The following is a 21,817-nucleotide window of genomic DNA, read 5'->3' on the forward strand; positions in this document are numbered from 1 at the left end:
AATGACTTACAGCGACTTCACAAACGCCAGCAGATCTTCGTTGAGCTGGTTCTGGTGGGTCAGCGCGAAGCCGTGCGGCGCGTTGTCGTACACCTTCAGCGTGGCGTTTTTAATCATCTCTGCCGCCAGCTTGCCGGTGCTTTCAAACGGCACGATCTGGTCGTTGCTGCCGTGGATCACCAGCGTCGGCACGTCGATTTTCGCCATATCCGGGCGGAAGTCGGTTTCGCCGAAGGCGGTCACGCAGTCGATGGTGCCCTTCAGGGAGGCCAGCAGGGCGATGTTCAGCGTCTGGGTCAGGGCTCCGGCAGAAACGGTCTGCCCGGCGTTGGTGCCGTAGAACGGGGTCGCGAAGTCGCTAATGAACTGGGCGCGATCTTTGCGCAGTCCGTCGCGAATGCCGTCGAACACGCTCTGATCCACACCCTGCGGGAAGGAGTCGGATTTGCCAAAGATTGGCGTGACCGCGCCCAGCAGCGCCAGACCGGCCACGCGCGCGCTGCCGTAGTTGTTGATGTAGCGGGTCACGTCGCCGCCGCCCATGGAGAAGCCCACCAGCGTCACGTCCTGCAGATCCAGAGTGGTAATCAGGTCGTTGATGTCGGATGCAAAGGTGTCGTAATCGTAGCCGTTCCACGGCTGATCCGAGCGGCCGAAGCCGCGACGGTCAAAGGCGATGGCGCGGAAGCCGCGTTCGGCCAGATAGTTCAGCTGGCTGTCCCACATGTCGCCGTCCAGCGGCCAGCCGTGGCTGAAGAGAACCGGTTTGCCCGCGCCGCCTTCTTTGTAGTAAATCTGCGTGCCGTCTTTTGCCTTAAACGTTGCCATAGTGTGTTCCTGTGCAGGTGATGGTTGTGGTTATACCGGCGCGACCAGATAGCGAATGGCCGGTGATGTTGTGCCCTGATGAAAAGCCAGAACGCGGCTCTGCAGCAGGAGGTCATTCATGGTGTGGCGCTCCTGCTGGCGCAGATGCTCAATCCAGGAGCCCATCAGGAAGGTCTCGATAAACAGTCCGGGACGTTCGATATCCTCATACACCGCCCAGCTCATCGCTCCGGCGCGGCGGCGTACCCGGCGCAGCTCGTGCACTGCCTGCAAAAACGCTTTCGCGTTGTGCGGGTCGATGATGTACTCGTGCGATACCAGCACCGGGCCGCGCTCGTTCGGCAGGTCGATCTCCACGCCGTCCAGCGGCTGACCGCTCAGGTCGAGGTTCAGGTCCGGATCTTTCTCCAGCTTCCAGCGGAACACCGTCGCGCTCGCCAGCACCATCCCCAGCGTGGCGACCACCAGCGCGGTCGGGGTGCCGAACCGGGAGGCAATCTGCCCCCAGAGGGCGCTGCCGGCGGTCATCGAGCCGAAGAACACCGTCAGATAAACCGCCAGCGCGCGGGCTTTCACCCAGCGTGCCGCACTGCGCTGCGCGCCGAGATTGAGGGTAGAGAGCACCGCAATCCACGCGAAGCCGGTGAAGAACTCAAACAGGTTCAGCAGCCAGAAGTGGCGTACGAACGCCAGCGCCAGCATGGTAAGAGCAAACGTCAGGCTGGCGGCCACCATCAGCCGGTCGGCGTTCAGCCGCTGGCGCAGTCGCGGCAGCAGGATGGCCCCGGCGATCGCCCCCAGGCCAATGCAGGCCAGCATCACGCCGTAGCCTGCCGGGCCTAAGCCCAGCTCGCGACGCGCCACCAGCGGCAGCAGCGCCCAGCCCGCGCTGCCGAAAACGAAGAAGGCCACGGTACGCACCAGCACGTTGCGCAGCACCGGGGCGGCGTGCACGTAGCGGATGCCGGTGCGCACCGCAGAGAAGAAGTGCTCCGGCGGCAGACGCTGAATGGACGGGGCCGGACGCCAGCGCCACAGTACCCACGCCACGCCGACCACGGAGAGCGCGTTCAGGGCAAACACCATCCACGGCCCGGCGAGCGACAGCAGGAACCCCCCCAGCGCGGGGCCAATCGCCCGGCTGATGTTCACCCCGAGCGAGTTCAGCGCCACGGCGGCGCCCAGCTCCGGCTTGCTCACCAGATCGGGCACCACGGCCTGGAACGGCGGCGAGCTCATCGCCGCCCCCACGCTCAGCAGAAACGTCGCCACCAGCAGCACGGTGGGGGTGACGTGTCCGGTGAAGGAGAGCCCCGTCAGTACGGCGGCGGCGATGAACACCCATAATTGAGAGAAGAGCAGGTATTTACGTCGGTCGACGATGTCCGCCATCACCCCGGACGGCAGGGCGAAGAGGAACATCGGCAGGCTGCTGGCCGCCTGAACCAGCGCGATATCCAGCGGATCGGCGCTCAGGGTCAGCATGCTCCAGTTGATACCGACGTCGCTCATCCATGAGCCGACGTTAGAGACCACCGTGGCGATCCACAGCATGCGGAACACCGGCTGGCTCAGCGGCTGCCACGGCGAAACCGTCGGTGCGGGCGTCGTCTCGACGTGTGCGTCGCGAACGTCGTTAACCTGGGTCATGCGAACCTCTCCGCTGCCTTACGCTGCAGCCGCCACTGGCCCGGCCCGGTGAGGGCGAGAGTGGTGAAGATAATCAGCAGCAGCCAGCCAAACTGCCCTTCGGCAATCGACCAGTTCGGGTGGACCGCCAGCATCGCCACCAGCAGCACGGCGATGATCGGCAGGCACGCCAGGCGGGTGTAAACGCCCGCAATGATCAACAGCGGGCAGATCACCTCAGCGACAATCGCCGGGATCAGGCTGGCGTAAGGCCCGAAGCCGAACGGATCCTCAATGCGCGTCAGCTCTTCGCTGAAGTGCAGCACCTTCGGCAGGCCGTGCACGTAGAGCAGCAGCAGGCTGCCGGTCAGGCGCAGGAAGAACAGCCCCAGGTCGACCCGGGGCGGCATAGTGGTGTTTTTCATCAGAATGCAAAGCAGCTGCAGCCCAGCGCCCCCCAGAAAGCGTTATCGTCGGACACCGGCATCGCTGACGTGCGGGCGAAGTCATGCTGGTGGCTGTGAACCCCGCACGGGCCGCTGCAGTGGTGAGCCACACTCATGCCCACGCGGGCGGCCTGCGGCGGCGCGCTGCGGTAGTGGCCCGGCACCTTGACCACCGGGGACCACTCGGGCAGGACCGGGATGGCCGGCGGCGCGAGCGGGCCGAAGCTGCCCGCGGCATAGACGATGTCGCCGTTGACCACCGTGAGAACGGACTCGATGCCCTTGATCTCCTCTTCCGGCACGCGGAAGTAGTCTTTGCTCAGCACCGCCAGGTCGGCGAGCTGGCCGACCTTGATCTGCCCCTTCTGGTTCTGCTCGCTGGAGAACCACGCGCTGCCCTGGGTCCAGAGCATCAGGGCCGTATCGCGGTCCAGACGGGCGCTGTGATCGTACATCTGCATCCCGCCGACGGTGCGGCCGGAGACCAGCCAGTAGAGCGCGGTCCACGGGTTGTAGCTTGCCACGCGGGTGGCGTCCGTTCCCAGGCCCACCGGCACGCTGGTCTCGAGCATTTTCGCCACCGGCGGCGTGTGGCGGGTGGCTTCGATGCCGTAACGCTCGGCAAAGTACTCCCCCTGGAAGGCCATGCGGTGCTGGACGGCAATGCCGCCGCCGAGCGCTTTGATGCGGTCGATGTTGGCCTGTGACACAGTTTCCGCATGGTCGAAGAACCAGTGCAGGCCGTTGAACGGAATGTCGCGGTTCACCTTCTCGAAGACGTCCAGCATGCGGCTGATGGATTCGTTATAGGTGGCGTGCAGGCGGAACGGCCAGCGGTGCTCCACCAGATGGCGCACCACGCGCTCCAGCTCATCCTCCATGCCCGGCGCGAGGTCCGGGCGCGGTTCGAGGAAATCTTCAAAATCGGCGGCGGAGAAGACCAGCATCTCGCCCGCGCCGTTGTGGCGGAAGAAGTCACTGCCCTGGCCCGGCGTGAGCATGTCGGTCCATTTTTCAAAGTCTTCCAGCTCGTGGCCCGGACGCTGGGTAAACAGGTTGTAGGCGATGCGGATGGTCATCTGCTTCTTCTCGTGCAGCTCGGCAATCACCTCGTAATCTTCCGGGTAGTTCTGGAAGCCGCCGCCCGCGTCGATGGCGCTGGTCAGCCCCAGGCGGTTCAGCTCGCGCATGAACTGGCGGGTGGAGTTAACCTGTTGCTCCAGCGGCAGCTTCGGCCCTTTGGCCAGCGTGGCGTAGAGGATCATGGCGTTCGGACGGGCAATCAGCATCCCGGTCGGGTTGCCGTTGGCGTCGCGTTGGATCTCGCCGCCCGGCGGGTTTGGCGTATCTTTGGTGTAGCCGACCACCTTCAGCGCGGCGCGGTTGAGCAGGGCGCGGTCGTACAGGTGCAGGATGAAGACCGGGGTGTCCGGCGCGGCGTCGTTGATTTCGTCGAGGGTCGGCATGCGGCGCTCGGCAAACTGGAACTCGGTCCAGCCGCCCACCACGCGCACCCACTGCGGCGACGGGGTGCGCAGCGCCTGCTCTTTCAGCATCCGCAGGGCGTCGGCCAGGGAGGGCACGCCTTCCCAGCGCAGCTCGAGGTTGTAGTTCAGCCCGCCGCGGATCAGGTGCAGGTGCGAGTCGTTCAGGCCGGGGATGGCGGTGTGGCCTTTTAAGTCGACCACTTTGGTGCCGTCGCCGTGGTGCTGCATCACCTCGGCGACGGTACCCACTTCCAGAAATTTTCCGTCGCGCACGGCAACGGCTTCCGCGACGGGGTTTTCGCGATCGACGGTGTGAAACTGGCCGTTAACCAGAATGAGATCGGCTTTACCGAGGGTAACCATAACTGCTCCTGACTGAGAGGGGAATGGTCAGGATTATGGGAACCGGTTTCGGCAAAGATCCAGTTATACAATAGGATAGGTATACCAAAGTATAACTATACCTTAGGTTAACTATACGAAGAGATAATTACGCGCGGAGGCGGAAAACCGCAGGATAAAGGTGATTTTATCGTCGCGGCGCTCGCGGCGATTTCTACCCTTAACCACTGGAAAATGCTATGACCTCTTCAAAGCTCGAAGTGTTAACCCCTGCGAACTGTCAGATCATCTTTATCGATCACCAGCCACAGATGGCGTTTGGCGTGCAGTCGATTGACCGCCAGGTGCTGAAAAACAACACCGTGGCGCTGGCGAAAGCGGCTAAGGTGTTTAACATCCCGACCATCATCACCACCGTTGAGACCGAAAGCTTCTCCGGCAACACCTATCCGGAGCTGCTGGACGTGTTCCCGGGCCAGGACATTCTGGAGCGTACCTCCATGAACTCCTGGGACGACCAGAAGGTGCGCGACGCGCTGAAGGCCAACGGCAAGAAGAAGGTGGTGGTTGCCGGTCTGTGGACCGAAGTGTGCAACAACAGCTTTGCCCTGTGCGCGATGCTGGAAGGTGACTATGAAATTTATATGGTGGCGGACGCGTCCGGCGGCACCTCCAAAGAAGCCCATGACTACGCGATGCAGCGCATGATCCAGGCGGGCGTGATCCCGGTGACCTGGCAGCAGGTGATGCTGGAGTGGCAGCGCGACTGGGCGCGTAAAGAGACCTACACCGCGGTGATGGACATCGTGCGCGAGCACTCCGGCGCGTACGGCATGGGCGTGGATTACGCCTACACCATGGTGCACAAAGCGCCGTCTCGCCAGAAGAGCGAGCACCGCACCTTAGCGCCGGTTCCGGCTCGCTAAGTTCCGCTGGCGGGCTGGGCCCTCATCCGGCTCGCCGCTGCCTCTTTCTCTGGAGTTCACGATGAGTACTGGGCTGATATCCCTTGCGGCAGGCGTGTTGATTGGCCTGATGTATGCCGTGCTGAAGGTGCGCTCCCCCGCGCCGCCCGCGCTGGCGCTGATTGGCCTGCTGGGGATGCTGGCGGGTGAACAGGCGACGCGCCATCTCTTATCCCGCGACGGCGCGCCGCCGCCTCAGGCGATCGTTCCGCAGGCCAGTTCGCAGACGGGAGCGTCGTCATGAAAGCATGGATAATTTCGCTGGTGTGCGGCGTGGGTGCTGGGGTAATTTACGCTCTGCTCGACGTCCATTCCCCGGCGCCGCCGGTTGTCGCCCTGCTTGGCCTGTTTGGCATGCTGGTGAGTGAACAGCTCATCCCGGTGGGACGGCGTTTACTGAGTCGCGAACCGCTCACCCTCGCCTGGTTTCGTCACGAATGCGTACCGAAAATCAGCGGCACGGCGCCCCCTGCGCCCGCGAAGGATACCCGCGACGTTAAATGACTGGTTAGAGGAATAACAGCATGACGCTGCCGTGGCGCATTGCCATCATTGATGACGAACGTTCCGTCCGCGGCGGGTTGAGTAATCTCCTGGAGTCGGAAGGCTATTCAACCGACACGTTTGATTCGGCAGAGGTATTTCTGAGCCATCCGCTTGCCCTGTCCGGCGCGGCGCTGGTGATCACCGATATCAAGCTCCGGGGCATGAGCGGCCTTGAGCTGTTTGACAAGCTGCGGCTGCTGGCCGTACCGCCGCCGCCCGTGCTCTTTATCTCCGGTCATGCTGATGAAAATATGCAGCGGTACGCTCTCGGTCTGGGCGCCGCTGCTTTTTTGCGTAAGCCCATTAACATCGATATTCTGCTGGATCATATCCAGCGGGAGCTGGCCCGCCGACAATAAGGATCGCGGATGAACGAAAACGAGCAGCCTGCATTCTGGCCCGCCCAGGGAAATCTTCACCAGGGGCGGGTTTTTGTCCTTAAAGAGGATGTGATTTTTACCGTGCTGGCGCAGGAGGGCGGAATTGCCTGGATGCACGCGCGACATCCTCATTCCGGCGGCTCGTTCATTATCGCCACCGCGGTCAGCGACGAAGAGGAAGAGCGGGCCACCCGGCTGCTGAAAAACGAGTTTGCGCTGCGTGACGTGCTGCAGGACAGCTGGGCCATTCGCGCCGTCGCGTCCACCCAGTACCGGGGACGCTTCGCGCTGGTGTACGCCCCGTTTTCCTTTGAGCTGCTGGCGCGGCGCGCGGGCAGGGCGATCTCGGGGATCGCGCGCTTTATCGAGCTGGCGATCCAGATCTGCGTTCCTCTGCGCCAGATGCATCTGCAAAACCTGATCCACGGCGATATCAAGCCCGGCAGCATTTTTGTTCAGCACGATGCCACCTGCCGTCTGGGCAGCTTTGGCCTCTCCTGCACGCTCTCCGATGCTTTCTCCCAGACCCGGCTTGCCGTTTCGGGCGGTACGCCTGCGTGGATGTCGCCGGAACACACCTCCCGCACCCAGCGTCCCGTGGATAACCGCAGCGATCTCTACAGCCTCGGCATGGTGCTGTATGAACTCCTGACCGGCCGCCTGCCGTTTGAGCTGGGAGAGGACGACCAGACCAACTGGGCGCATTACCACATCGCCTCGGCGCCGCTGGCCCCGGACGCGATACGCCCGGACGTGCCGGGGATGCTGTCGACCATCATCCTGAAGCTGCTGGAGAAGCACCCCGATAACCGCTACCAGACGGTCGACGGGCTGATTGCCGACCTTCGCCGCTGCCAGGCGACGTTGACCTGCGAGGGCGACATCGTCGCCTTTACTCCCGGCCAGCAGGACCGTACCCCGGCGATCCATCTGGCGGACTCCCTGTTCGCGACCCATCCGCAGGCGAACGACGTCATTGCCGCGTTTGAGCGGGTGGGGCAGAACCGCGTGCCGGAGCTGGTGACCATCGGCGGGCCGTCGGGGATCGGCAAATCTTCGATCATCGCGACGGCGCTTAAAACGCTGCAGCAGCGCGCGGTGCTGCTGGCGGTGGGCAAAGTCGATCAGTTTTCACCGTCGCTGCCCTACGGCGTATTAAGCTCCGCGTTCCGCACCCTGACGCTGCACCTGCTGGGGCTGCCGGCAGACGAGGTGGCGAAGTGGAAAATCCGCCTCTCGCGCGCCCTTGAAGGCTATGAAGAACTGGCCGTCAGCCTGGTGCCCGAGCTGGGCCTGCTGCTTGAGCGCAAGCCGCGCTTCTCGGCGGATACGTTTTCTATTGATGCCCGGGCGCGCTTCAGCCATATGGTGCTGGCGCTGGTGAAAACCTTTGCCTCGCAGGGCTGCCCGCTGGTGCTGGTGCTGGACGATCTTCAGTGGAGCGATGCCGCCAGCCTGCAAACGCTCAACGCGCTGCTGGTGAACTGCGGCGCCATCCCGCTGCTGGTGGTTGTCGCTCACCGCGATATCGGCTCGTTGTCCGACCCCACGCTGCAACAGCAGCTGGCGAGCCTGCCGGAGGCGGCACAGCACGCGAGCGAGATTGTCCCGCAGGCGCTCTCGGTTAAAGCCGTGGCGCGCTGGCTGGCAACGGTGTTTCGCACCCGCAGCGCGGCGACGACCGACCTTGCCACCCTGATCCACGAGAAGACGGGCGGCAACCCGCTTTTTGTGCACGAGTTTTTCCGCCGCATCGTCGACGACGGGCTGGTGGTGCATAACAAATACCAGGACAAGTGGCATTACGATCTGCAGGCGATCCGCGCCCGGCATTACACCGAAAACGTGGTCACCCTGGTGCTGGAGCAGCTCGAAGAGCTGCCCGACGAGACGCGCCGCCTGCTGGGCAGCATCGCCTGTCTCGGCGGCACGGGCGAGATGGAGATGATGTGCCGCGTGGTCGGCATGTCGATGGCGGAAATGCGCTATGCGCTGCACCCGGCGGTGATGGCGCAGCTCATCGTGCTGACGGAGAAAGCGTACTCCTTCACCCACGACCGGGTGCAGGAGGCCGCCTTTGCGCTGCTGGATCGGCATGAGAAAAGCCATCTTCACCTGACCACCGCCAGCCTGCTGGCCGACGCCGCGCGCCAGGCGGCGGGGAATGAGCTGCTGTTCCGCGCTGTACATCACGTCACGGCCGCACTGGACAGCATCCAGCCCGCCCCGCAGCGCCAGCGGTTCCGCGAGCTGAGCCTGCTGGCCGCGCGACGCGCGAAGCGTTCGGGAGATTATCTTTCGGCGCTGAGCTATATCCAGACCGCCAGAGCGCTGGGCAACGCCGGGACGGTGTCGGACTTTATGCTCGATATCGAAGAGGCGGGCTGCGAGTTTGCGCTGGGGCACCTGGAGCGGACCCGCGAGCTGTGTGACGCCATCCTCGGCTGCCCCGGCGGGCTGACCGAAAAAGCGCTGGCGGCCAACCTGCTGGTGGAAGTGTACATTCGCCAGTCGGACAGCCGTCTGGCGCTGGAGGCGGCGCTCTGCTGGCTGGGGGTGTTTGGCATCCAGATTGGCCGCTATCCGGAAGATGCCGACTGCGACGAGGCCTGGGAACGCTTTTGCAACCGCGCAAATGACGCGCCGCAACATCTCTTTGCCCCGCTCTCGCGGATGGAGAACCCGGAAACGGAAGCGGTGATGAACCTGCTCTACAGCGCCAGCATTTGCGCCAGCTTCATCTGCCCGCGCCTGCATTTCTTACTGCTCTGCCGCATGATGCACCTGACCCTTGACCACGGCATCACCGGCGCCTCCACCACGGCGATGGCCTGGTTTGGCGTGCTGATGGGCCACCGCTACGCCGAGTATCGCCTCGGGTTTCAGTACGGCACGCTGGCCCGCGAGCTGGTGACCCGCCACGGCTACGATGCCTTTGAAGCCAAGACCCTGCTGCCGCTCGACCAGCTCAGCGTCTGGACCCAGCCTTTGTCGTTCACCATCGAGTGCGCGAAAGCCTGCTTCAGCGCGGCGGTCACCCACGGGGATATGACGATGGCCTGCTTTGCGGCCTGCCACCAGGTGATCAACTTCCTCTCCCGGGGCGATCACCTGGACGGGGTGCTGACCAGCATCGATCGCGGCCTGGCGTTCGTGCGTAAAACCCACTTCCAGGACGTGGAAACCATTTTGATGGTGCAGCGCAGCTACGTTGAGTTTCTGCGCACGCCGGTCATCGGCACCTGGACCGCGTCGCAGGTCTTGCCCGAGGCGCTGCTTCCCGCGTCGCCGGAGCAGGCCCCGGAGCAGACCTCCACCATGCTGTTCTGGTACTGGCTCTATCGCGGCATGGCGCACTTTACCTGCGGCGAGTACGCCGACGCGCAGGCGGATCTGGAGATGGCGGGCTGGTACGCGTGGTCCGCGCCGGGGCACATCCATCTGCTGGATTACCATCTCTACAGCGCGCTGGCGCTTTCGCGTCAGCTGACGCCGGAGACCTTCTCGGCGAACCACCGCCGCAGCATTCACGCCCACTACGACAAAATCGCCCTCTGGGCGCGCATTAATCCCGGCACGTTCGCGGATAAAGAGGCGCTGATCTACGCCGAAATCGTGCGCCTGGACGGGATGAACAGCATCGCGCTTGAGCAGTACGAGAAGGCGGTCCGGCTCTCCCGCGAGGACGGATTTAATCCGATTAACGCCCTGGCCCACGAGCTGGCAGGGCGCTTTGCGCTGGCCTGCGGCTATCCAACCGCCTCGGACGCACACTTCCGCGGGGCCATCTCCGCCTGGGGTCGGGCGGGCGCGCAGGCCAAGGTGCGCCAGCTGGAGCAGGATTTTCCGCACCTGCTGGCCTCCGGGCAGGCGAGCGCCTATGACACGGTAGCGTTCGCCCAGAACGAGACCATCCGCGATCTGCAGAGCGTGATCAAAGCCTCCCGCGCGCTGTCGGAAGAGATCAACCTTGAGCGCTTAATCGAAAACCTGATGACGATCCTCCTCGAACGCGCCGGGGCGCAGCGCGGCCTGCTGCTTCGCGTGAGCGATAGCCTGATTCCGGAGATCGAGGCCAGCGCCTGGACCAGCACCGACGGCGTGCGGGTGCGGATCCTGAAAGACGTGCCGACGGCGACCGACCTGCCGCTGTCGGTGCTCGCGGCGGTGATCCGCACCGGGCAGGAGATCCGCACCGGCAGGCCGGAGGAGTTTCACCCCTTCAGCCAGGACCCCTATCTGGTGACCTCGGGGGCGGCGGTGATGTGCGTCCCGATGTTCAAACAGGCGCGGCTGGTGGGCGTGCTGTACCTGGAAAACCGCCTGATGCCGGAAGTGTTTACCGCCGAGCACTCGCGCGTGGTCAGCCTGCTGGGCGCGCAGGCGGCGGTCTCCCTGGAGACGGCGCGGCTGTACGCCGAGCTGCTGGCGGAGAACATCCAGCGCCGCCGGGTGGAGAAAGAGCTGCGCGCCAGCCAGACCTCGCTGATGCTGGGCGAGCAGATCAGCCACACCGGCAGCTGGCGCTGGGAGCTGGAGCAGGATCTGATGTTTGTCTCGGACGAATACGCCCGCATTCTCGGCCTGCCCGAGCAGCAAAAGACGATCTCCATGGCGGAGTTTTTGACCTTCGTCCATGAGGACGATTACGCCCGCATCAGCGCCATCGTTACCCAAAGCGTGCGCGACGGGCTCTCAATGCGCGCGGAGTTTCGCGTTAAGCGTCCCGACGGCTCAACGCGCTACATCCTCGGCATTGGCGATCCGGTGGGCGTGGGCAGCGAGGTGAACGAGTATTACGGCATCATCACCGATATCACCAGCCAGCGCGCCGCGGAGGATGCCATGCGGGTGGCGCAGGCGGATCTGGCGCGGGTGTCCCGGGCCACCACCGTCGGACAGCTGACCTCCTCCATCGCCCATGAGATCAACCAGCCGCTGATGTCGATCGTCTCGAACGCCGGAGCGAGCCTGCGCTGGCTCAGCCGCGAGCCCGCCCGGCTGGATAAAGTGCGGGAAGGGCTGGAGGAGATCGCCGCCGAAGGCGCGCGGGCGGGGGAGATCATTCGCAGCATTCAGTCCCTGACGCGCAAGCAGGATCCCACCTTCTCGCGCATCGACATGCACTCCCTGATCCACCATATCATCACGCTTTCGCGCAGCGAGCTGGAGCAGCGACACATAAGCGTTGATTATCTGTTGAACGCCAGCGACAGCTTTATCACCGGCGATAGCGTGCAGATCCAGCAGGTGCTGTTGAATCTGGTGATGAACGCGGTTGAGGCGATGGCCGAGGTGAAGGAGCGTGCCAGCACCATCACCCTCAGCACCGCCAACGCGGACGGGAAAGTGATCGTCGAGATCGCCGACACCGGCAGCGGCATTGAGCCCGAGCGGCTGGAGCAGATTTTTGACTCGTTCTATTCCACCAAGCCGCAGGGAATGGGGATGGGGCTGACCATCAGCGCCAGCATTATCGAGCGCCACTGCGGGAAGCTAAGCGCGCGCCGCCGGGAGCCGTACGGCACGGTGTTTGCGTTTGCGCTGCCGCTGGCCGCGCAGGAAGGGTAAAGGTTACTCCGCAGGCTGGCTATTGGTCAGGCGCTCAACGGCCCTGACCAGCTCGGCCACGGAGCGCACCTGCATTTTCTCCATCACGCGGCGTCGGTGCACCTTCACCGTGATCTCGCTGACGCCCAGCTCGGCGGCAATTTGCTTGTTCAGCATGCCGCTTATCGCCAGCGTCAGCACCTCGTGCTCGCGCGGCGTAAGGGACATGTGGCGCTGCTTCAGGGCGTAGTGCTCTTTATTGCGCACGGCGTTGTTTTCCGCCAGCTGCAGTGCGGATTCGATGGCGTCTATCAGCGCGTTAGATTCGACGGGCTTGGTAAGGAATTCGTACGCGCCGCCTTTGATGGCGCGCACCGACATCGGGATGGTGCCGTGGCCGGTGAGGAAAATAATCGGGATTTCGCGCCCGCTTTCCTTGAGGGCGTCTGCTACCTCAAAACCCGAAATGGCGGGCATTTGCATATCGAGGATCACGCACGACGGCAGATCCTCAAAGCGGTATTGCAGAAACGCTTCTGCCGATGAAAAGCCGATGGCGTTCAGGCCTGCCGATTCCAGCAGCCCGATCACGGACTGTCTGACGGCGTCATCGTCATCTACCACATACACAATGTGTTCCATTCACCGCCCCGGTGCTGATTGACATGTCGAGGATGCAAACAGTCACTACGGCGACGTAAGAGACTGTTTATGCTGCCTTTCATCTTAACACATTAACTATCATTATCATTTAACAATATGATAACCGTATGAAGTATAGCGAGCCGGGGCGGGGGCGGTGAAGGAACGAAACGCTGTTTTTATGCACCGACAAGCTCAATGCGGTTGCCGTCCGGGTCCGCGATCACCGCCTCATAAAAGCCGTCTCCGGTCAGGCGCGGAGCGCTGAGCAGCGTGCCGCTGGCCTGGGCTCGCTCGGCCATGCTATCCACTTTTGCCTTGCTGCCGACGTTGATGGCGATATGCGCCCAGCCGATAAACTCCGGGTGCGGCGGGGCGTCGGGCAGCTCTGGCAGCGTCATGAGCTCGATGGTCGGACCGTCATCCAGCGTAATAAAGTGTGATTCAAACCCCGGACGATTTTTACTGACGTAGCGTTCATTGCTGCGGCCATTAAAAACCGTTTCCCAGAACTGAACCTGGGCGTTCAGGCTGCGGGTCCAGAGTGCAACATGGGCAATATGCATAAGTTCCCTCGTGATGTGTCGGTGAGGACTTTCACCGGTAAAACAGGCTACACTCTGGTTTTGAGCGCTACAAGCTGAGGAAAAGACAATGCACTACACACTGAAAGAAAGCGACAAGGATAAAGCGGAAGGGTCAAACGGCGCGGGCGCTCTGCAGCAAAAACTGCTGGAGTCCCGTTCGATTGTGATCTCCGGTGAGATCAACCAGGAGCTGGCGCAGAAAGTGATCACCCAGATGATCCTGCTGCAAAGCGTCAGCAACGATCCGATCAAGCTGTACATCAACAGCCAGGGCGGCCATGTGGAAGCGGGCGACACCATCCACGACTTCATCAAATTCATTCGCCCGGAAGTGCACGTCATCGGCACCGGCTGGGTGGCGAGCGCCGGGATCACCATCTTCCTGGCCGCGAAAAAAGAGCACCGCTACTCGCTGCCAAATACCCGCTTTATGATCCACCAGCCGCTGGGCGGCGTGCGCGGCCAGGCGACGGATATTGAGATCGAAGCGCGCGAGATCATCCGCATGCTGGATCGCGTGAACAAGCTGATCGCTGACGCCACCGGCCAGCCGCTGGAAAAAGTGAAAAAAGACACCGACCGCAACTTCTGGATGTCCCCGGCGGAAGCGCTGGACTACGGCATCGTGGGCAAGCTGATCACCCATTATGACGAGCTGAAGCTGGACTAAGTTTTTACCGCCGTGTACGTGTCGGGTGGCGGCTACGCCTTACCCGACCTACACGCCCTCGTTTGACCCATGACAAGTTCCCCCTCTGCTTTCTTACCTATAATCGCGCCTGTTTCCCCTCTCACTGGTGCTACCCATGGCGTATCAACTGAACCTGAACTGGCCGGAATTTCTTGAGAAATACTGGCAAAAACAACCCGTTGTGCTGAAAAATGCCTTCCCGAATTTTGTCGATCCGATTACCCCGGACGAGCTGGCAGGGCTGGCGATGGAGCCGGAGGTCGATAGCCGTCTGGTGAGCCATTTCAACGGTAAATGGCAGGCCAGCAATGGCCCGTTTGAGCACTTCGACGATCTGGGCGAAACCGGCTGGTCGCTGCTGGCGCAGGCGGTGAACCACTGGCATATGCCCGCCGCGGAGCTGGTGCGTCCGTTCCGCGTTCTGCCGGACTGGCGTCTGGACGATCTGATGATCTCCTTCTCCGTGCCGGGCGGCGGCGTGGGTCCGCATATCGATCAGTACGATGTGTTTATCATTCAGGGGATGGGCAGCCGCCGCTGGCGCGTGGGCGACAAGCTGCCGATGCGTCAGTTCTGCCCGCATCCGGCGCTGCTGCATGTGGATCCGTTCGAGCCGATTATTGACGAAGATCTGGCCCCGGGCGATATCCTCTACATCCCGCCAGGATTCCCGCACGACGGCTTTACCCATGAAACGGCGCTCAACTACTCCGTCGGCTTCCGCGGGCCGAACGGCCGCGATCTGATCAGCAGCTTCGCCGACTATGCGCTGGAAAACGATCTGGGCGGCGAGCACTACAGCGATCCGGATCTGACCTGCCGCGAACATCCGGGCCGCGTGGAGCAGTACGAGCTTGATCGCATCCGTCAGATGATGATCGACATGATCGGCAAGCCGGAAGATTTCACAAAATGGTTTGGCAGCTTTGTCTCCACGCCGCGCCACGAGCTGGATATCGCCGCCGCCGAGCCGCCGTATGCGCCGGAAGAAGTGCTGGACGCGCTGCAGGGCGGCGAAACGCTGTCTCGCCTGAGCGGGCTGCGCGTGCTGAACGTTAACGGCAGCTTCTTCATCAACAGCGAACAGCTGGAGACGGTAGACGCGAAGGCGGCGGATGCGCTGTGCCGCTACACCGAACTCGGTCAGGCCGAGCTGGGCGATGCGCTGAAAAACCCGGCGTTTGTCGAGGAGCTCACCGGGCTGATTAACCAGGGATACTGGTACTTCGACGAGTAGTGACGTTTACCGTCAATACGGCCTTAGCTTTCGGGTTAAGGCCGTTTTTTTCTGCTTTCCGCTGACATGTTCTGTCATTACCTGCGGTTATTCTTGTACTACCTAAAAAGAGAAGGGTTTTCATTGCAGTTTTTTCTGCAAATGCCGTTAACACCTATCAGGCACCCTTAATAATTACGCAATTAAAACTGAAAATAGCCTTCGGCTGGTAAGAGATAATGGGAAAATACAGAACAGATCAAGACCTGGAGCTACTTCGCTACTCAGACAACGAGATGCTGGAAGTATTGGTTAACTATCTCACCACGGATAAAGACGGGTCGACGCGTTACACTGAGTCCTTAACGGGTGAGAAAGCATTTCAGGATGCAGGTAAAAACTATAAGCAGGTTTGGCAACTCATCGGGGCGGAGCTACAACATTTCGGTGGCGATACCTTTGTTAACCTCTTCCGTGGTAACGGCGTGCTTTATAAAGAAATCCTGACGGACGTATGCAAGAAACTCTCCGTTAAAACCGATTTCTCTGCGGATGCTGTCGATATTGAGCAGGCCCTTCTCGCAAAATTATTCACTGACTCCTGGGATAAAATGAATGAGGAAGAGCGCCGCAACATCCGTCGCGAACTCAAAATTGACGGGAATCTTGCTAGTGGTGCGGCACTGACGGCAATCATCACCGCAATCCGTATGGGCGGATTTATGTCCTACCAGGTGGCGATGATCGTAGCGAATGCCGTAGCGAAAGCGGTGCTGGGCAGGGGGTTGGCGCTGCCGCCAATGCGGGACTGGTACGCGCGATTGGGATTTTTGCCGGTCCGATCGGCATGGCCATTACGGCGTTACTGACTATCCCGGCCATCAGCGGCCCGGCGTTTCGCGTTACGCTGCCTGCCGTGGTGCAAATTGCTGCCATGCGCCAGCAAATGCTAAACAAAGGTGGAGATTTCTTTTGATGAAGGAAACGTTGCTTACTATCGACTGGGTGAATGTGTACAAAGAGGTTCAAAGCGCGCTGGAAACCGGGCACGTCATTATTCGTGATGGGGTAGCGTACTGGCACGCCATGTCCGGTAAAAGCGGGATCGCTCAACACCTTCCGCTAAAAGAGGTGGTGCTGGAAACGGCCTCGATTGGCGACATCAAACAACTTATACAAATGGCACAGACCGTTCAGCTGGCTGCAGTCGGCGTCTCCACGGGGATCATCGTGGGGGCAATGGTGGTACAAACCATGTATTTGTCGAAAAAAATTGATCAACTGCAGCAGAGCATGGATCTGATCTCCGAAGATGTGCACGCGCAGAATGTTATTTTCTACATGGATAAACTGTCTCGCTACTTTGGCGTCGTAGAGTCTGCTCGCGTTATGTTGCTGGATCGCACGCTGGTGGATGAGACGCATGACGTTGCGGCACACCTCATTGTCCGAATGGGCAATGAACGCAACGAGGTTCTCTCGTTTATTGATAACTTGCTCTCCTTTGCCGATAAACTCAGCGACAGGCATTTAGAACAGGTTCTGGATTTCATTACTCTCATGCTCGATCTGGTGCCAAAAGCGATCTACATCGAGAGCCAACTTTGCGATCGCTACGGAAAATTCAGGCTGGCAGAGCACCTGATGCGCGAAAACTCACGCCGCTATGCTGCCACGCTGGAACATTATCGCCAGTGGTGTAATAGCAAAGTTAAGGAGAGCATCAGCGGTCGCGTTGAGCCACAGTCGCTTGCCTTTACCCGTAAGCAGGAAGATTTGCGTCTGTTATTTAAATCGGAAGATAACGCGCTACTGCTCCAGGAGCTGGTTTCCATCGCCCCCCTTCCTCTTAAAGCGTAATCATGATGATGCCTGGAACTTTTTCCAGGTATTCTTCTTATTTCTTGAAGCATATTTTTTTCTGACACATTTTGTCAGTCCCATCCTCTATTTTCTCTTCACTGACCAATATTGGTAGGTCTGCTCGAAACGGTAGGAAATATCATTGGAGTTTTCGACGCTCCTGCCGTTAACCAATATTGCACCAGCAACTTAATTCAAATTTCCTACAGCCCATAATGAGGTAATACATGTCTCTGGGACGAATTCGACCGCAATTTACGCAGGGCCTGGAGAAAGCAGCCGGTGAAGAAAATAAGGCGTTTGCATCAGCGGTTATTCCCCGTTTTACGCTAGAAAACGATGTGGCGCTGACGACGCAGGTCATTGCCCAGCTTGATGAAGCCAGAGCCAAAATTGACCACTTCCATAAAATTTACGTGGAATGGGAATTCGCAGCGGTCGACCCTATGGGGAACGGGATCGTGCTGAATTTTTTTGGCCCACCAGGAACCGGCAAAACCCTGACGGCAGAGGCGCTGGCAGGTTCGCTTAAGCGCAAGATTATGGTTGTCAGTATTGCCGATCTCGAAAGCAAATTTATGGGTGAAACCGCGAAAAATATCGCTGCTCTTTTCCGTCAGGCCACGGAGGAAGAGGCCGTGTTGTTCTTTGATGAAGCAGACACCCTTTTGGGTAAACGTCTCTCATCTGTTACTCAGGGCATTGATAATGAAGTAAACGCGATGCGTTCCACCTTATTGATTGAGCTGGAAAAGCATACCGGTATCGTCATCTTTGCTACCAACTTCGTCAAAAACTACGACAGCGCATTCCTCAGCCGTATCTCTCACCATGTTGGTTTTACGTTACCCGGCAGCCAGGAGCGTTTTCGCATCTGGGAAAAATTGCTCGTGCGCGCTATTCCGCTTGCCGATGCACGGGAAACGATGCTGGAAAGCGCCGTGTCTCTCTCCGAAGGGCTCTCTGGCCGAGATATCCGCAATGCCATGCGCCTGGCGCTACCTAAAGCCGTACTGGAATCAGAACAAAAACTTACGCTTAAGCATCTTGAAAGTGCACTTGCGCAAATTCGTGATGCTTACGACGCGATATCGAACGCGGCCTCTTTCGTTCCACCACACATTAACACAGCAAAAAAAATGCTCGGTTTGAGCTAAGGGTTGAATCATGGGTTTATGGAGTCGTATTTGCTCTGCAGTCTCGTACGTACGAGATGTCGCTTCATCCGTCGTCAGCAAAGCAAAAGAAATTGCCGGAAAAGCGATCGGTTTCATGGCAGAAAAAGCGGAAGGCTTTGTTGGTAAAGTCAGCCAGATGTGGCAACGCATTAAGCCGCATATCGGCACGGGACGTAAAATTCTTCAGATGCTAGGCGGTTTTATCACATTGCCATGGGTAAAGAGCGCGCTGGCAGGGCTGGATCGCGCGCTGGCATGGCTGGAAAAACTTGATAAACAGCCGCTGGTAAAAAAGCTGCAGAAAGCCCTGGAGTGGGTCATTAACTGGTGTAAAAACGCCCACCAGAAACAAATGGAGGAGCAGGAGCTTGAAGAGGCTCGCCATCATGCTCAGGCTATGGCTGAAGCGGGAGGTGAGTTGAGTGGTGAGGAGAAAGAGGCTGTGTCGGCTTTCGCACTGGTGAACAGCTATCTTATCGCAAAAGCAGAAGTGGATATCGCCGTGAAGCGAGATACGCTGCAGGACTTCGAGTATTTCCTGCGCCTGCGTGCAGTGCAAAAGCTGCTCGCCTTCTATGAAACCCGTATGCAGGCCGTGAAGTCCATCAGTGATGTCGATGCGGATATGCACTTTATGGTTTATGCCGCGAACGCGCTGATCCAGCAGGAGGCAGAGTTTAGCGATGCCGATACTCTGCGTCTGGATAACCTCACTCAGAGACTATTCGGCAAGCCGATTATCCCGTTTGTCTTCGAAGAGATGATTATTGCATGGGAGAAAAGCCGTCAGCTTCTGGAAGAGGAGTGGGAGAAGAAAAACAGCGCGCTTTCGAAAGATCGTTTGCTGCATAACCGTCTGGTGCGCGCGCTAAAATACGAAGAACTTGAACCGGGTGAAGTGGGCGTGCTGAACGATCTTAAAATCACCCTGCCGCGTGATACGGCCGATCTGGAACAACTAGGCGACGATCTACTGGCGCGCCATAGCTACGTCAACGCGGCGGAAGGCTTTCTGCAGATGCTCGAAAAAGAAGAACAGCAGCTGATTGCGGAAGGCAAAGCGTATCTGCTCGATCAGGGGGCGATTGTGGGTGCACTGCTGATCGACTGCTCGCAAAACGATCGTGCCTGGTCTTCTCTTTCCCAGCAGGAACAGAGCTTAATTACCGATTTCGCCAACATCTTTGCTGCCGATTGCCAGAAACGTACTGAAGCGGGTCTGCTCGTCGAGGTGGTTGCATGAATCTGCTGACTGAAATTGGCCACTTTTTGATCCCAGGCTTTGATGCGCTGCAGATGGGCTTTTTCGGCGTAATGCTGCTGGCAGTAATCTACACCTGGCTCTCCGTCAGGCGCAATGCGCAGGAAGCGCGCTGGCAGCATGCCTGGGAGCAAAGTGGATTACAGGCTGCTCAGCCGGGGGTGAGTGCAGAAATGGGATCGGCCGCTGAGCTGAGCCAATCACTGGCGACCAAAGCTGAGAAAATAGCCGCCATTATGCCGGGTATGCTGTTGATCCTTGGTCTGTTGGGAACCTTTCTTGGGCTGGGGCTGGCGCTCGATAAAGCTTCCGGCATTTTGCATAACGCGGGAAACAGCATTGGTGCAATGGACTCCTCCATGCGCGACCTGATGGAGATGATGCAGGGCCTGGGCACGAAATTCAAAACCTCAACCTGGGGGATTATTGCCTTTATCGCCCTCAAAATCTGGGAGTCGAAAAATGGCTATGAAGAGCGCCGTCTCAACTGGTGTATGGCCAAACTGCAGCACTCCCTGACCGAAGAATATGCCCTGCAGGCGGAGGAAAATGCTTCCAGGCAGCAGCAGCGTGAAGCTGGACGTAACGCGGCTACCGAGCGTCTGGTGGAGGCGATGGCGCTGCAAACTGTCGCGTTGCGCGAGGAGTTCAGTCAGCAGGCAAAACGCAGTGAAGAGCAGGAAGCGCAGCGTCATCAATACCATCTGGCGGCGTTAAAAGAGATCGCAGATATTAATAATCAGTCGCGCAATCTGCTGGAAACTTACACCCGTAAAAGTGAAGAGAACCTGGTAGCACTGCAGCAGGCGGCGACTACTATGAGTGATGCTTCGCAGCAAGTCTCTGGCTCGGCGATGAGCCTGGAAAAAGTGGTTACCGCGCTGGGTGCCGAACTTAGTGAGGTCATGACCGGCATTAAGCAAGAGCTGTCGCAGGTAGTGAATGAGATGAATGCCGACTTCACTCGCAACGTGCAGCAGATGAGCGATAAGCTGGCGGAGTCTACTCATCAGCTCAGTACGACAATGGGCCAGATAGAAACCTCCCTTAACGGTGCTATCGCCAGCATGGATGCGTCTTTCCGCGGCAACATGACGCAGATGGCCAACCAGCTGGAATCCGCCACTTCGCAGATCAGCGAGTCGGTTAACAACATGTCTTCGCAGATCGATTCAACCATGACCACGGTGAAAGAGAGAACCGAAGCCGCGGCGAAAATTCAACGTCAGGCGATGGATGAATTCTCCGAAACCAGCCTGACGCTGAATGAACAAGTCACCTCTATGACAAACTATATTCAGCGCGTCACGAAGGAGATCGCTCTCGGTCTGGCCGCCGTTTCCGAAGGCAACCGTAAGATGGAGCACTACATCACGCGCTTTAACGAGGCCTTCGATCAGCTTGGTGCATTGCCGGAAACCGTTAAGCAGATCACCACTCAGGTGTCTGCATTGTGCACCCGCATCGATAAGTTGCTCCCGGCTCAACAGCTTGTCGCCGAACGTGTTGAGGTCTGATATTGCCGATGAAAGATAAACCGAATGAGTGGATTTCTATTTCCGATCTAATGGCAGGGGTCATGGCCGTGGTGATGCTGATGCTGGTGTTATCGGTACTGCAAAACAAAGTGGCTGACGTAAAACGCGAGCAGGAGAAAAACAGCGGCCAGGCAGCCGCTCAACAGAAACTGAATGCCATGATGCACAGCATGCAGCAGGAGATGGTGGATCAGGGAGATGCTGCGCTGGTGGGGTTTGATATAGCCAGCGGAAAAATTACGCTGCGGGATAAAATCTTCGCCCGCGGTAGTGCCTGTATCACCGATCAGGCAAGAGATGCACTTGCTCGTCTGGCACCACGGATTCAGGCGTTCGTGAGCGGTTCGACGAACACTCAGGTTTTTGTTGAGGGGCATACGGATAACATCAGCGTGAATAACCCTGTGGTCGATTACACCAGGTTCTGTACCGTGTATGACGATAACTACACGCTCTCGGCTGCCAGAGCCCGTGAAGCACGTAAATTGTTAATTGCGAACCTCAACGATCAGCAATCGCATCGTGTGATTGTGGCCGGTTTTGGCGACTCTCAGCCGCTAAAAGGGATTTCACCCAGCGATGAGCGTAATCGCCGCGTTGAGGTGCAGTTTCTGACGCACGCGCCGTCACGTCAGGAGCAGGGCAGCGCTCTGTAACTCAGCGGCTGG

General features: G+C 59.4%; 19 protein-coding genes and 1 pseudogene. 14 read left to right on the forward strand and 6 right to left on the reverse strand.

Features of this window, described 5'->3' with window-relative positions; translation table 11 throughout:
• Positions 1-6 precede the first annotated feature (6 nt).
• The 4 genes from HMPREF3143_RS18530 to HMPREF3143_RS18545 are packed head-to-tail and all read right to left on the reverse strand — an operon-like array spanning position 7 to position 4,753.
• Entirely contained in the window at positions 7-828 is an 822-nt protein-coding gene (locus HMPREF3143_RS18530) for an alpha/beta fold hydrolase (RefSeq protein WP_070534029.1), read from the reverse strand.
• A 30-nt stretch (positions 829-858) separates the two neighbouring features.
• Positions 859-2,478, reverse strand: a complete 1,620-nt coding sequence (locus tag HMPREF3143_RS18535; protein ID WP_070534032.1) for an MFS transporter — start codon at positions 2,476-2,478, stop codon at positions 859-861.
• Positions 2,475-2,882, reverse strand: coding sequence for a DoxX family protein (locus HMPREF3143_RS18540; RefSeq protein WP_070534035.1), 408 nt, complete (start codon positions 2,880-2,882; stop codon positions 2,475-2,477). The genes HMPREF3143_RS18535 and HMPREF3143_RS18540 overlap by 4 nt, the downstream gene beginning before the upstream one ends.
• Positions 2,882-4,753 carry an amidohydrolase gene (locus HMPREF3143_RS18545; RefSeq protein ID WP_070534037.1) on the reverse strand — a complete coding sequence of 624 codons (1,872 nt, stop codon included), beginning with the start codon at positions 4,751-4,753 and terminating at the stop codon, positions 2,882-2,884. Before HMPREF3143_RS18545 ends, HMPREF3143_RS18540 begins: the two co-directional genes overlap by 1 nt.
• A gap of 218 nt (positions 4,754-4,971) precedes the next feature.
• Here HMPREF3143_RS18545 and HMPREF3143_RS18550 point away from each other — a divergent pair, with 218 nt between their 5' ends.
• The 5 genes from HMPREF3143_RS18550 (at position 4,972) to HMPREF3143_RS18570 (ending at position 12,194) form a co-directional block, all read left to right on the forward strand.
• Positions 4,972-5,658, forward strand: a complete 687-nt coding sequence (locus HMPREF3143_RS18550) for a hydrolase (protein WP_008501349.1) — start codon at positions 4,972-4,974, stop codon at positions 5,656-5,658.
• Positions 5,659-5,719: 61 nt separating this feature from the next.
• Entirely contained in the window at positions 5,720-5,941 is a 222-nt protein-coding gene (locus tag HMPREF3143_RS18555) for a DUF1427 family protein (RefSeq protein WP_008501348.1), read from the forward strand.
• Positions 5,938-6,201 (forward strand): XapX domain-containing protein, encoded by a 264-nt coding sequence (locus HMPREF3143_RS18560; RefSeq protein WP_070534040.1) that lies wholly within the window; start codon positions 5,938-5,940, stop codon positions 6,199-6,201. The genes HMPREF3143_RS18555 and HMPREF3143_RS18560 overlap by 4 nt, the downstream gene beginning before the upstream one ends.
• Before the next feature lie 20 nt (positions 6,202-6,221).
• Complete coding sequence (locus HMPREF3143_RS18565) at positions 6,222-6,602, forward strand: response regulator transcription factor (protein WP_070534042.1); 381 nt, start codon at positions 6,222-6,224, stop codon at positions 6,600-6,602.
• 9 nt (positions 6,603-6,611) lie between these two features.
• Positions 6,612-12,194 carry a trifunctional serine/threonine-protein kinase/ATP-binding protein/sensor histidine kinase gene (locus tag HMPREF3143_RS18570; protein ID WP_070534045.1) on the forward strand — a complete coding sequence of 1,861 codons (5,583 nt, stop codon included), beginning with the start codon at positions 6,612-6,614 and terminating at the stop codon, positions 12,192-12,194.
• A gap of 3 nt (positions 12,195-12,197) precedes the next feature.
• Here the strand turns inward: HMPREF3143_RS18570 and HMPREF3143_RS18575 are convergent, their stop codons facing one another.
• On the reverse strand, positions 12,198-12,815 hold the full coding sequence (locus HMPREF3143_RS18575) for a response regulator transcription factor (RefSeq protein WP_059363226.1): 618 nt from the start codon (positions 12,813-12,815) through the stop codon (positions 12,198-12,200).
• A 179-nt stretch (positions 12,816-12,994) separates the two neighbouring features.
• Entirely contained in the window at positions 12,995-13,381 is a 387-nt protein-coding gene (locus HMPREF3143_RS18580; RefSeq protein WP_059363227.1) for a VOC family protein, read from the reverse strand.
• Between the two features lie 85 nt (positions 13,382-13,466).
• On the opposite strand from HMPREF3143_RS18580, the pseudogene HMPREF3143_RS18585 reads away from it, so the two are divergent.
• From HMPREF3143_RS18585 to HMPREF3143_RS18620, 9 genes and pseudogenes are all read left to right on the forward strand, one after another.
• Positions 13,467-14,072, forward strand: a pseudogene (locus HMPREF3143_RS18585) (ATP-dependent Clp protease proteolytic subunit); the annotation flags it as partial.
• A 136-nt stretch (positions 14,073-14,208) separates the two neighbouring features.
• Positions 14,209-15,330, forward strand: a complete 1,122-nt coding sequence (locus tag HMPREF3143_RS18590; RefSeq protein WP_070534047.1) for a ribosomal protein uL16 3-hydroxylase — start codon at positions 14,209-14,211, stop codon at positions 15,328-15,330.
• 218 nt (positions 15,331-15,548) lie between these two features.
• The gene (locus tag HMPREF3143_RS18595) at positions 15,549-16,178 is read left to right on the forward strand and encodes a ubiquinol-cytochrome C chaperone family protein (protein WP_254668442.1); all 630 of its coding nucleotides are present in this window, start codon (positions 15,549-15,551) and stop codon (positions 16,176-16,178) included.
• The gene (locus HMPREF3143_RS26430; RefSeq protein ID WP_302622599.1) at positions 16,157-16,285 is read left to right on the forward strand and encodes a hypothetical protein; all 129 of its coding nucleotides are present in this window, start codon (positions 16,157-16,159) and stop codon (positions 16,283-16,285) included. The genes HMPREF3143_RS18595 and HMPREF3143_RS26430 overlap by 22 nt, the downstream gene beginning before the upstream one ends.
• Positions 16,285-17,169 carry a hypothetical protein gene (locus HMPREF3143_RS18600; RefSeq protein ID WP_008501339.1) on the forward strand — a complete coding sequence of 295 codons (885 nt, stop codon included), beginning with the start codon at positions 16,285-16,287 and terminating at the stop codon, positions 17,167-17,169. Before HMPREF3143_RS26430 ends, HMPREF3143_RS18600 begins: the two co-directional genes overlap by 1 nt.
• A gap of 344 nt (positions 17,170-17,513) precedes the next feature.
• Positions 17,514-18,329: an ATP-binding protein gene (locus HMPREF3143_RS18605; protein WP_237716803.1), complete on the forward strand. Its 816-nt coding sequence runs from the start codon at positions 17,514-17,516 to the stop codon at positions 18,327-18,329.
• Between the two features lie 10 nt (positions 18,330-18,339).
• Positions 18,340-19,593 carry a hypothetical protein gene (locus tag HMPREF3143_RS18610; RefSeq protein WP_045409336.1) on the forward strand — a complete coding sequence of 418 codons (1,254 nt, stop codon included), beginning with the start codon at positions 18,340-18,342 and terminating at the stop codon, positions 19,591-19,593.
• Positions 19,590-21,128, forward strand: coding sequence for a hypothetical protein (locus HMPREF3143_RS18615; protein WP_008501336.1), 1,539 nt, complete (start codon positions 19,590-19,592; stop codon positions 21,126-21,128). The genes HMPREF3143_RS18610 and HMPREF3143_RS18615 overlap by 4 nt, the downstream gene beginning before the upstream one ends.
• Positions 21,129-21,136: 8 nt before the next feature.
• Positions 21,137-21,805 (forward strand): OmpA/MotB family protein, encoded by a 669-nt coding sequence (locus tag HMPREF3143_RS18620; RefSeq protein ID WP_023617165.1) that lies wholly within the window; start codon positions 21,137-21,139, stop codon positions 21,803-21,805.
• Positions 21,806-21,817: the final 12 nt, after the last annotated feature.

The organism is Enterobacter sp. HMSC16D10 (assembly GCF_001807145.1).
Classification (GTDB): domain Bacteria; phylum Pseudomonadota; class Gammaproteobacteria; order Enterobacterales; family Enterobacteriaceae; genus Enterobacter; species Enterobacter roggenkampii.